This is a genomic window from Winogradskyella helgolandensis, from assembly GCF_013404085.1.
GTDB classification, from domain to species: Bacteria; Bacteroidota; Bacteroidia; order Flavobacteriales; family Flavobacteriaceae; genus Winogradskyella; species Winogradskyella helgolandensis.
Genome location: NZ_JABFHO010000001.1, coordinates 301,354 through 313,042, shown reverse-complemented (window position 1 = coordinate 313,042; position 11,689 = coordinate 301,354). Strand labels below are relative to the sequence as shown.

General features: G+C 31.7%; 10 protein-coding genes. 8 read left to right on the top strand and 2 right to left on the bottom strand.

Annotated elements, in window-relative coordinates; translation table 11 throughout:
- Positions 1 to 2 precede the first annotated feature (2 nt).
- The 3 genes from egtB (at position 3) to HM992_RS01145 (ending at position 3,523) form a co-directional block, all read left to right on the top strand.
- Positions 3 to 1,160 carry an ergothioneine biosynthesis protein EgtB gene (egtB, locus tag HM992_RS01155; protein WP_179321009.1) on the top strand — a complete coding sequence of 386 codons (1,158 nt, stop codon included), beginning with the start codon at positions 3 to 5 and terminating at the stop codon, positions 1,158 to 1,160.
- A complete protein-coding gene (locus HM992_RS01150; protein WP_179318255.1) occupies positions 1,161 to 2,099 on the top strand; it encodes an L-histidine N(alpha)-methyltransferase in 939 nt (312 codons plus the stop codon).
- 110 nt (positions 2,100 to 2,209) lie between these two features.
- Positions 2,210 to 3,523: a DUF2254 domain-containing protein gene (locus tag HM992_RS01145; RefSeq protein WP_317167537.1), complete on the top strand. Its 1,314-nt coding sequence runs from the start codon at positions 2,210 to 2,212 to the stop codon at positions 3,521 to 3,523.
- A gap of 4 nt (positions 3,524 to 3,527) precedes the next feature.
- Here the strand turns inward: HM992_RS01145 and HM992_RS01140 are convergent, their stop codons facing one another.
- Complete coding sequence (locus HM992_RS01140; protein ID WP_179318253.1) at positions 3,528 to 4,337, bottom strand: SdiA-regulated domain-containing protein; 810 nt, start codon at positions 4,335 to 4,337, stop codon at positions 3,528 to 3,530.
- Positions 4,338 to 4,421: 84 nt separating this feature from the next.
- Between HM992_RS01140 and HM992_RS01135 the strand changes: the two genes are divergently transcribed.
- Positions 4,422 to 5,639, top strand: a complete 1,218-nt coding sequence (locus tag HM992_RS01135) for a BaiN/RdsA family NAD(P)/FAD-dependent oxidoreductase (RefSeq protein ID WP_179318252.1) — start codon at positions 4,422 to 4,424, stop codon at positions 5,637 to 5,639.
- On the opposite strand, the gene HM992_RS01130 is transcribed toward HM992_RS01135, so the two are convergent.
- Positions 5,606 to 7,879, bottom strand: a complete 2,274-nt coding sequence (locus HM992_RS01130) for a hybrid sensor histidine kinase/response regulator (protein ID WP_179318251.1) — start codon at positions 7,877 to 7,879, stop codon at positions 5,606 to 5,608. The genes HM992_RS01135 and HM992_RS01130 overlap by 34 nt on opposite strands.
- A gap of 190 nt (positions 7,880 to 8,069) precedes the next feature.
- Between HM992_RS01130 and HM992_RS01125 the strand changes: the two genes are divergently transcribed.
- The 4 genes from HM992_RS01125 (at position 8,070) to HM992_RS01110 (ending at position 11,651) form a co-directional block, all read left to right on the top strand.
- Positions 8,070 to 8,603 (top strand): DUF1697 domain-containing protein, encoded by a 534-nt coding sequence (locus HM992_RS01125; protein WP_178983272.1) that lies wholly within the window; start codon positions 8,070 to 8,072, stop codon positions 8,601 to 8,603.
- Positions 8,604 to 8,609: 6 nt separating this feature from the next.
- Positions 8,610 to 9,713, top strand: a complete 1,104-nt coding sequence (locus tag HM992_RS01120; RefSeq protein ID WP_179318250.1) for a diphosphomevalonate/mevalonate 3,5-bisphosphate decarboxylase family protein — start codon at positions 8,610 to 8,612, stop codon at positions 9,711 to 9,713.
- A 40-nt stretch (positions 9,714 to 9,753) separates the two neighbouring features.
- Positions 9,754 to 10,683, top strand: a complete 930-nt coding sequence (locus tag HM992_RS01115) for a mevalonate kinase family protein (RefSeq protein ID WP_178983274.1) — start codon at positions 9,754 to 9,756, stop codon at positions 10,681 to 10,683.
- A 65-nt stretch (positions 10,684 to 10,748) separates the two neighbouring features.
- Positions 10,749 to 11,651 (top strand): geranylgeranylglycerol-phosphate geranylgeranyltransferase, encoded by a 903-nt coding sequence (locus tag HM992_RS01110; protein ID WP_179318249.1) that lies wholly within the window; start codon positions 10,749 to 10,751, stop codon positions 11,649 to 11,651.
- Positions 11,652 to 11,689 lie beyond the last annotated feature (38 nt).

The window sequence follows — 11,689 nt, the reverse complement described above, 5'->3', positions numbered from 1 at the left end:
CAATAACAAACCATACCATAACTAAAGAACGCTTCTTAGAAGTTAGGCATCAAACAGAACTGATTTGTAAATCGCTTCAGGCGGAAGATGTATCTATTCAGCCAGCAGAATTTGTGTCACCACCCAAATGGCATTTGGCACATACAACTTGGTTTTTTGAGCAATTTATACTTTCTGAATATAAAGCAGATTATGAATTGTTTAACGATGATTTCGCCTATTACTTTAATAGTTATTACAATAACGTTGGCAAACGTGTAATGAGAGCTGAGCGTGGCTTAATGACACGGCCAACATTACAGGAAGTTCTCGATTATAGAGCTTATGTAAATGCACAACTTTCAGAATTTATTTCTAATGGAACTTCTGAGGACATTTCTAATATTATAGAGATTGGTTTACAGCACGAGCAACAGCATCAAGAATTATTAATTTACGATATCAAATATATTTTTGGGAATCAACCTTCATTTCCTGTTTTAGGTTATAAAATTCAGTTGCAAGCCGACAATGAACCACAAGAATTCCTTCAAATTAAAGAAGGCGTTTACGAAATTGGTCATAAAGGTGAAGGCTTTTGTTTTGATAATGAATTAGGAAGGCACAAAGTGTATCTTCATGATTTTGAAATCTCAAATCAACTCGTCACCAATTCAGAGTATATTGAATTTATAGATGCAGGTGGTTATAAAGATTTTAATCATTGGCATGCTGAGGGTTGGGATTATGTTCAAAATAACAATTTAGAAGCACCTTTATATTGGCATCATGTCGATGGAAAATGGATGCAATACACACTCAATGGTTTCGTTGAGGTAGATGGTGATTTGCCGGTAACCCATATCACATTTTACGAAGCATATGCCTTTGCACAATGGAAAGGGATGCGTTTACCAACCGAGTTTGAATGGGAAGTAGCCTCACATAAATTTAGTTTTGGCCAGCTGTGGGAATGGACTAATAGTGCGTACTTACCTTATCCTAATTATACCAAGGTAGACGGTGCGCTTGGTGAATATAATGGTAAATTTATGGTGAATCAAATGGTATTGCGAGGTGGCTCAGTAGCGACTTCAAAAAACCATTGCAGACCAACTTATAGAAACTTTTTTCAGCCAGACATGCGTTGGCTATTTTCAGGAATTAGATTAGCAAGATAAATGACAGATAACTTCGCAAATGATGTGCTTAAGGGCTTAACTGCCAAAAATAAACACTTGCCATCTAAGTATTTTTACGACGATAATGGCAGTCGCATATTTCAAGAAATAATGAATATGCCAGAATATTATCCAACCAATTCAGAGTTTGAGATTTTGTCTATGCAATCCAAACAAATTATTGAAGCCTTAAAGTTTTCAGGGCCTTTTAATATTGTAGAATTGGGTGCAGGTGATGGTTTTAAAACATTTAAACTTTTAGAATATTTAGTGAATAACAACGTGGACTTCCATTATATCCCTATCGATATATCTCAAGAGGCCATTGATATTCTCACACAGCGCTTAAAAGAAAAATTACCAGCTCTAAAAATTCATCCAAAAGTGGGTGATTATTTTGAAATATTGAAAGATAACAGACAAAGTGATTATCCTAGTCTATTATTGTTTTTGGGTGGTAATATTGGAAACTATTTGCAGGATAAGGCTGAGGAATTATTACAGCTTTTTAATAAAAACATGAAAACTGGTGACAAGCTGTTAATCGGTTTTGACTTAAAGAAAAATCCAATTATTATTCATAATGCCTATTATGATAAGCATGGGATTACAAAGCGCTTTAATCTCAACTTATTGGTGAGAATAAACCGTGAATTAGATGCCGATTTTAAAATTGATGATTTTGATTTTTACTGCTATTACAATCCAACCACTGGAAATGTAAAAAGCTACATCGTTAGTCTTAGAAAACAAACGGTGCATCTTAAGGCCATAAACGAGGTTGTTCATTTGGATTATGATGAATTAATCTGGACCGAATTGTCTAAAAAATATGCCTTAGAAGAGATTAGCGAGTTAGCAAACCATGCCGATTTTACTGTAGAAAATAACTTCTTAGATTGTAAACATTACTTCACAGATAGTTTGTGGACAAAATGATACCGATTAAAACCTAATGCGTTTGGGTTAAGTGATTCACTTATAAAGGTGTTTCTTGAGGCTGAATTGAAAATTTTTTTCAATGATGACTAGTGTTATAACTCTTAAGCGTGAAGAAGTACATTTACAAAATCCTAAAATCATTAGATAAGTTAGAAAGTAATATTGCTTTTTATCCCTCAATTATTAGTCTTTTTGGGATGCTTTTTGCATTCTTCATGATTTATTTAGAAAGTAAGGGTATCTCTAAATACCTCGTTGAACATGCACCAATTTTAGTGGTTAATAATACGGAAACCGCTAGAAGTTTACTCACCACATTTATTGCAGGCCTAATTTCAATAATGGTGTTTAGTTTTTCAATGGTAATGATTTTATTGAATCAGGCGTCAAGTAACTTTTCACCTCGATTGCTTCCGGGATTGATTTCCAATAGACGACATCAAATTATTTTAGGGATTTATAATTCCACATTATTGTATTGCATTTTCACCCTGGTGTCCATAACACCTCAAGGTGACAAATACCAACTGCCTGGTTTTTCGGTGTTGCTAAGCATTGTATTTATGACTTTGAGTTTGGGGTCTTTTATTTATTTTATCCATTCTATTTCTCAAGAAATTCAGGTAAATACCATTATGGATAAAATCTTTAAGAAAGCTAAGGTCCGATTAGACAAATTGATTGAAGACGAAAAACATAATGACACAGCGTTTGAAGATACTTCAAATTGGAACCATGTTATGGCAGATTCAACAGGTTATATGCAAGATGTAGGTTTAAATTCTTTAGCTGATTTAGCAGAAGAGCATCAGTTAAAAATTGAGATTGTGCCTATTAAAGGAGCTTATGTTTTAAAAGGCATCCCGATTCTAAAATATAAAGGTCATAGCGATGATAACTTAGAAAAACAATTAGCTAAAACCATAACATTTTCTAATAGTGAACTAATAGAAGATAATTACGTGCTTGCTTTTAAACAAATCACTGAAATTGCTCTAAAAGCCATGTCGCCTGGTATTAACGATCCTGGAACTTGTATTAATTGTATTGATTATCTCACTGAATTATTCGCATTGCGGATGACTAAGAAAGATAAAAGTTATTATTTTAATGAGGGTGATACCGCGCTTATATCTATTAAAACGGTAAGTTTTGAGCAGTTGCTCTATAACGTAATGGCATCGCTTAGAACCTATTGTAAGCACGATATTATTATTGTACAGAAGCTCTTTTTAATGCTACAATACCTACTACAAAACAATGATGTATTAATTGAAAACTACAATGAAATCATCGTTAACGAAATACAGAATCTCGAAAAAGATGCATTAGATAATCACAAAAATGAAGCAGATATTAGAGTTATAAAAGCGAGTGTAAAAAAGCTGCAGCAAGTTAACAATTCAGCGTTTGAAATTTAAGACGCTAATTCAAATTGAAAGAATAGATATAGCCTCCTTCAGAATTTTTTCTTTCATCTGTAATAATAATGGTTGAGTTTGTCTTAAAGCATATGCCTTCTTTTTGTGAATCATGACCAAATGCAGCTTCAGTGATCTCGCCAGAGAAAAAATCATCATGCTCAAAATTGGTGATTTTCCATAATTTATCGTGATTTAAAAGAATAACGGTTTTACCATCTTCGCTAATATCGGCTGAGGTAATTTTATTGTTTTTACCTTTCAATTTATATTCAGAATGTACTTCAGCAACATGCTTTCCTACGCTATTTTTAACTTTTAAAACAACAAACTTTTTATTCTCTTTACTAAAAATATAGAAGTAGTTATTGTAAATAAAAAAGGACTCGAAATCTTCAGATTTTTGATTTTTAGGAAGAGAGAATTCAATGACTGCGGCGACAGCAGAACTTGCATTTAAATCGTTGTCATTAACCTTATAGATTTTAAATGTTTTGCGTTTTTTATTGTTGTTTCCAAAATCGCCTATGTAAATATGACCTTGGTTATCTGACGTTAAATCTTCCCAGTCTTTGTTTTTGGCATTGCTGATATAAATGTTCCTAACGATCTGTCCGTTGTTATCTAATCCTATGAGGTTATTGTCGTTTCCTGCATCTTGAATCACCCAAATGATGTCAGAATCTTTAGCCATTTCAGCAGCAGATACTTCCTTTAATTCGTTAGTAATACGGTTCTCAATTTTTAGCTGTCCTATAGATTGACAAGAGTTCACAATAAATAATAGAAATATTAGTCTTTTGATGTATATCATTGTAATTTTATACTTTGACTCAAAGTAGTGCTCGTCATTAAATAACACAAATTAATAATCACAAAATCTTCTTAAGATAATAGTTTGAATACACAAAAAGATATTATAATTATTGGTGGAGGTGCCGCAGGTTTTTTTGCAGCCATTAACATCGCAGAAAAGCATCCGGAATTATCGGTTGCCATTTTGGAACGTGGGAAAGAAGGCTTACAAAAAGTGAAAATTTCTGGTGGAGGACGCTGTAATGTAACGCATGCTGAATTTATACCATCAGAATTAGTATTAAATTATCCAAGAGGTGAAAAGGAACTTTTAGGCCCTTTTCATAGTTTTATGACGGGTGATACTATTGCTTGGTTTGAAGAACGTGGAGTGGAATTAAAGATAGAAGAAGATGGTCGCATGTTTCCGGTTTCAAATTCATCGCAAACGATTATTGATTGTTTTTTGAAAGAAGCTGAGAAACATAATGTTGAAGTGCTTTATAACCATTCCGTAAAGTCAATTCAGGCCTTTGAAAATAATTTTATAATTGAAACATCACAAGGGGAATTTCAATCTCAAAAACTATTAATTGCCACAGGAAGCAATCCTAAAATCTGGAATTTACTCGAAGATTTAGGTCATAATATCATTCAACCTGTTCCATCTCTTTTTACGTTTGATATTAAAGATAAACGTATCAAGGATATTCCTGGTGTTGTTGCAAAAAATGTAGACATTAAAGTGGTTGGAACCGATTTAGAATCTAATGGTCCAGTGTTAATTACACATGTCGGTATGAGTGCACCAGTCATTTTAAAATTGTCCGCATTTGGCGCTGTAGAATTGGCGAGGTTGAATTATAATTTTAAAATTGAAATTAATTTTATTCAGTTAGATTTTGAGTCTTGTTTAGAAGAACTGAAAAATCTTAAGCAAGACTTTGCAAAAAAGACAGTCGTTAAATTAGCGCAATTTGATTTGCCAAAACGCCTATGGAAACAATTGGTTTTAGCTTCAGATATAAGTGAGACAATGCGATGGGCAGATTTGAATAAACAGCAATTAGAGGCTTTAGCTAATCAATTGACTAACGCTATTTTTCAAGTTACAGGAAAAAGTACCTTTAAGGATGAGTTTGTTACTGCAGGAGGCGTAGATTTAAAAGAAGTGAATTTTAAAACATTTGAAAGTAAACGTATTCCTAATCTATATTTTGCAGGTGAGGTTATTGATGTAGATGCTGTAACGGGTGGTTTTAACTTTCAAAATGCTTGGACTAGTGCTTATATTGCTTCTGCATCTATAATGCCTCTCTGATTTTGTTTATTGCCATAAGACGTAATAATGGCTTTAAAATCGTCGAAAATATAAGGTTTTGTAATAATCTGATCTATACCAGCAGTTTCTGCTTTTGTAGAAATTTCATTAGAATTTAATGCTGTCAAAGCTAAAATAGGAATATTTGGATTAAACATTCTTATATGTTTAGTGACATCGTAACCATCCATATCTGGCATGTTGATATCCATTAAAATTAGATCGAAATCTTTTTCCTTAACAATAGATATCGCTTCTTTACCATTAGAAATTGTTTGACAAGTATAACCTTCAATTTTTTCAATATTCTTTTTAGTGATTAAAAGGTTGATTTTATTGTCATCAACGATTAAAACATGCATATCTCTTTTCGGTAGTACGGGTATTTTAATTTGATTTTCTAACACCATTGAAAGCTGAAAAGTTATTTCAAAGAAAAAACAGGTCCCTTCATTTGGGGTGGAAACGAAATCGATATCAGAATTATGACTTTTTAATAAGGTCTTTACGATATATAAGCCCAAGCCAGAGCCACTACTATTTTTGTTTAAAAATGTTTTGTTTTCAAAAGCACTAAAAACAACAGAGCGATGTTCTTCTTTTATGCCAATACCAGTATCTTTAACTTCAAAGCGTAAAGTAATATTCTTGCCATCTCTACTTTTTTCAAAAACATTAATTAAAATATGACCTTTCTTTGTATAGCGAATTGCGTTGTAGGCTAAATTGATTAATATTTGGCTAAAGGCCACTTTGTCTATTAAGACATGTTCATTTTCGTTTGAAGCATCAATATGAACTTTTAGTTCTAAATCTTTGTTTTTAGCAGCTATTGCAACCGTACTCATAACATGACGAACAATATTGTCTATTTTACCTGGTTTTAATCTAAGGTTTCTTTTTTCAAACTTTAGTCTATTGGCTTGTAGAATATTGTCTATTAGTATAGATAAATAGTTGCTTGAGGATATCAATGAATCCAAATATGATTGCTTTTTTGCATCATCATTTTCTTGGTTTATAAGTGTAGCTAATCCACTAATGCCATAAATAGGTGTACGTAATTCATGACTTAATATTGAGAAAAATTCTAATCGATCTTTATCTATAGCAATCAGTTTGGAGTTAGAATCTTTTAAAGCTTCATTAACCTTTACAATGTTTTTTCTGGCTTTAAAGTAGAAGTAAAATACGGTAAGGATTATAATTAAAGTAATACTCGTAATAATGGTGCTTACTAAGAATATCTGAGAGTTTAATGCTTCTTTTTTGCGCGTTTCATTCGCTAATGCTAGCTTTTGTTCCGCATTTATAATTTTATTTACCAACTCACCATTTCGAATATTCTTTTGCTCTATATTATTAAGTGCTCTGTACTTGTAAGTGTCAGATTTTAAAAGATATTTGGTGGCAGAATCTAAATTTTTATTGCTATTGGTATAATAGAGGTATTTATAGTAATTTAACGAGGCTAATTTTCTGTATGAATTAAAGTCTGTAGAAATAGAAGCTGCAAGTTTATCTTCATCTATTAAAAATAGAGCTTCGTAATCTGAAGATTTAAAGTCTGATATCTTTATGCGTGCTATAGCATTATAGTATTTAAAAGATTGATATAAATTCTGTTTAAGATTTTCTATTCGGTAACTTTTAGAATAATTTAGGCGATTAAAATCTGTGTTTTTTAAATCAATTAAAGCAATATTACTAGATGTAAGCATATTCGCATTATCAAAACTGTAGTATTCTTTTTTTATTTTATACTCAAGATTTATAAAGTATATTTCGCTATTGAGTTTCTTAGAAATGTCTTGAGCTTTTGGGTATAGACTATCGAATTTTGAATAGTTTTTTCCCATAACATAACTATTAAGTAAGCCAGAGTACGAGAGGTTTCTGCCTTTGTCTATGTTAAGTGAATCGTAAATTTTTAATGCTTTCTTGTGGTATTTTTCTGCTTTAGTAAAATTAGACATCTTAGTCATTACGCTTCCAAAAGCATTGTAAGATTTAGCCTCAGTTTCTTTTGAATTGTATTGTTTTGAAAATCTTAAAGCATCGTTAATGAGAACCGTTGCCTCATAAAGGCTATCGTTTCTTACGAGTATATCTAACTTTTGACTGTTAAAAGTGCAAGTACTGCTACCGGTATTTATAAGGGACTCTTGTGCTTGTGCAAAAGAGTTGGTAATTAGGGTTATAAATAAAACAATAACAGTGTTCAATTTGGGAAAACACATGTAATATTACTATTAGTGCCGTAAAACTACATTTTTTTATAAGACCAGAGTTGTTTTAACGGATTTATTTGCATTTTGTGGGCGCTTTTTATGGCGTTTCTAAATTGAGGAAATTTATGCTTTTGCCATTTTATTAATTAAATAGTAATTAGATATTACTTTTGAGTAATTAATCTCAGTATTTTTAATTATGATTACATATATAACACTTTTAAGAGGTATTAATGTTGGTGGACACAAAAAAGTACCAATGGCAGAATTAAGAGAATTATTGACAAATTCTGGATTAGAACATGTGAAAACCTATATTCAAAGTGGGAATGTTATTTTTCAGTCCTCTACAAATGATGCTAAAGTTTTAGAAAAAGAAATTAAAAAGTTGATTAGTGATCAATTTGGTTTTGAGGTTCCGGTTATCATAAAGACGCAGCAAGAATTAAAAACTATATATAGTAATTGTCCTTTTTCAGAGGACAAAAAAGTAGACAGTTATTTTGTAATGTTAAGTGAAATACCAGATCAACAATTGGTAGAAGAAGCGTCTCAAAAAGTGTATCCTAATGATATATATGTAATTCTTAACGACTGTATTTATTTGTATTGTGAAAAAGGTTACGGCCAATCTAAATTCAACCTGAATTTTTTTGAAAAGAAACTTAATGTCAATGCTACGGCAAGAAATTATAAAACAATAGTAAAACTCTTATCTTTGTCAGATATTTAAAATGCAATGACAGAACAAGACTTTATTCTCAAATCCTACCACACCAATGTTGAAAATGATTCCATAAAATGGGAATCTCCAAGTAATATTGCTTTGGTAAAATATTGGGGAAAAAAGGAACATCAAATTCCAGAGAATCCTTCTATTAGTTTTACACTTTCAAACTGTAAAACAATCACAGAAATCACTTACACTAAAAAGGAAGAGAAGGGTTTTAGTTTCGATATTTATTTCGAAGGTGAAAAAAACGAAGCCTTCAAACCTAAAATTCAAACCTTTTTTGAGCGTATTGAAATGTATATGCCTTTTCTAAAGGATTATCATTTTAAGATTGAAACCTCAAATACATTTCCGCATAGTTCAGGTATCGCTTCTTCTGCGTCTGGAATGAGTGCCATTGCTTTGTGTTTAATGAGTATTGAACAATCATTAAGTTTGGAAACTGAGCGAGGTCGAAGTGATAGTGAAGAATCGATATCTTATTTCCACCAAAAGGCATCATTTCTAGCTAGGTTAGGTTCAGGAAGCGCTTGCCGAAGCATAGAAGGCGAACTTGTAGTTTGGGGAAGAAATGAAATTATTGAAGCAAGTTCAGATTTATATGGAGTAAAATTTGAAGGAAATGTACATTCAAACTTTAAAAATTACCAAGACACTATATTATTAGTCGATAAAGGTGAAAAACAGGTCAGCAGTACAGTGGGTCATCAATTAATGTTTGGTCATCCATTTGCAAAAGAACGTTTTTCGCAAGCGCATGATAATTTAGCGAAGTTGAATACCATCTTAGCTTCTGGTGATTTAGACGAATTTGTAAAAATTGTAGAAAGTGAAGCCTTAACACTTCACGCTATGATGATGACTAGCATGCCGTATTTCATATTAATGAAACCAAACACCTTAGAAATTATCAATAAAATTTGGGCTTATAGATTAAAAACGGATTCTAAAGTGTGTTTTACACTTGATGCAGGAGCCAATGTTCATGTTTTATATCCGGAAAATGAAACTGAAACTGTTCTACAATTCATTAAGAATGAATTAGCTAACTATTGCCAAAATGAACATTATATTTGCGACCAAATCGGTCATGGTGCGAACCAATTATGATTTTAATACGTATATTTGTTAAAGCTATTACTAATATTACATGAAGGGACCACTATTTTATTCTAAAATACTTTTATTTGGTGAATACGGAATTATCAAAGATTCTAAAGGCTTATCTATTCCTTATAATTTTTATAATGGAGCTTTAAAGAGAGATGAAAACCCAAGTAAAGAAGCGCTAAGTTCTAACGAAAGTTTAAAGCGTTTTGCTACGTATTTAAAAGGTTTAGATACTAAGTTAGTAGTTTTTAATACTAATAAACTGCAAGAAGATGTTGATGCAGGTATGTATTTTGATTCTTCAATTCCGCAAGGCTATGGAGTAGGAAGTAGTGGCGCTTTAGTTGCTGCTATTTACGATAAATATGCAAGTGATAAAATTACGGTTTTAGAGAATTTAACTCGTGAAAAACTATTAAAGTTAAAGACTATTTTTTCTGAAATGGAATCGTTTTTTCATGGTAAATCTTCAGGTTTAGATCCCTTAAATAGTTATTTGAGTCTTCCAATTTTAATAAATTCTAAAGATAATATTGAAGCAACAGGTATTCCTTCTCAAAAAGCAGAGGGAAAAGGAGCTGTGTTTTTATTAGACAGTGGTATTGTTGGAGAAACGGCACCAATGGTGAGTATTTTTATGGAAAGCATGAAAAATGAAGGTTTCCGTAGCATGCTTAAAGATCAATTTATAAAACATACAGATGCTTGTGTAGATGATTTCTTAAAAGGCGACATGAAATCACTATTTAAAAACACTAAGCAATTATCTAAAGTTGTACTTAATAACTTTAAACCTATGATTCCTGCTCAGTTTCATGAGTTATGGAAAAAAGGATTAGATACTAACGATTATTACCTAAAACTTTGTGGTTCTGGTGGTGGAGGTTACATCTTAGGATTTACTGAAAACATTGACATAGCAAGAGAAGCTCTTAAAGGTCAGAAGTTAGAGGTAGTTTATAATTTCTAATTTTTTTTGTTTAAAGCGCTGCGTTGAGTCTCAGTGTTGTTTCAGAATTTTACAGATTCAAAATCATGTTATCAAGACGGCAGAAACATATTCTTCTAAAATTTTTCAGCCTATTTTCAGTAGTCAGAGGTTATAACATTTTAGTTGTTGTTATTGCCCAATATTTAGCTTCAATTTATATTTTTGCTCACGATAAGCCGGTAAAATCAGTGCTTTTAGACCTCAATCTTTTAATGTTGGTTTTAGCATCTTCGGCAACTATAGCAGGTGGTTATATTATTAACAATTTCTACGATTCTGAGAAAGATTTAATTAATAAGCCTAGAAAAACAATGCTAGATCGTTTGGTGAGTCAAAACACAAAACTTTCATGCTACTTTGTGTTAAATTTTTTAGCGGTTGTATTTGCTAGCTATGTATCCTTTAAGGCAGTAATATTTTTTTCAATCTATATTTTTGCAATTTGGTTTTACTCGCATCGCTTAAAGAAACAGCCAATCGTGGGTAATATGGTGTCTGCAGTTTTAACAGTAACTCCGTTTTTTGCTATTTTTATTTATTATAAAAATTTTGAAACCGTTGTTTTTGCCCATGGTATATTTCTGTTTTTGCTAATTTCTATGCGAGAGCTCACTAAAGATTTAGAGAATTTAAAAGGAGATTTGGCGCTGAACTACAGGACTATTCCTGTTGTTTATGGAGAAAAGGTATCTAAGTTAATGCTAACGATTGTAGGAGTTTTTACCATTATTTCGGCAATTATACTTATTCTGTTTTTTAAGATTGGTCATATGTATTATTTCTTCTATCTCAGTATTGTGTTATTGTTACTTTACCTCATTGTTTTACTGAAATCGAATAAAAAAAACCACTATCTTATACTTCATAACATCTTAAAATTTATCATTGTAGTTGGTGTGTTTTCTATTCTTTTGATTGATGTTTCTATTGTTTTAAACCGTATTTAATTGTAGTCCGCACCATTTTCTAACGTATTGAAAATCTA

Coding starts and splice junctions, on each gene's coding strand:
- HM992_RS01150 (WP_179318255.1), top strand. CDS start 1,161: ATGACAGATAACTTCGCAAATGATGTGCTTAAGGGCTTAACTGCCAAA.
- HM992_RS01140 (WP_179318253.1), bottom strand. CDS start 4,337: ATGATATACATCAAAAGACTAATATTTCTATTATTTATTGTGAACTCT.
- HM992_RS01130 (WP_179318251.1), bottom strand. CDS start 7,879: ATGTGTTTTCCCAAATTGAACACTGTTATTGTTTTATTTATAACCCTA.
- HM992_RS01125 (WP_178983272.1), top strand. CDS start 8,070: ATGATTACATATATAACACTTTTAAGAGGTATTAATGTTGGTGGACAC.
- HM992_RS01120 (WP_179318250.1), top strand. CDS start 8,610: ATGACAGAACAAGACTTTATTCTCAAATCCTACCACACCAATGTTGAA.
- HM992_RS01115 (WP_178983274.1), top strand. CDS start 9,754: ATGAAGGGACCACTATTTTATTCTAAAATACTTTTATTTGGTGAATAC.
- HM992_RS01110 (WP_179318249.1), top strand. CDS start 10,749: ATGTTATCAAGACGGCAGAAACATATTCTTCTAAAATTTTTCAGCCTA.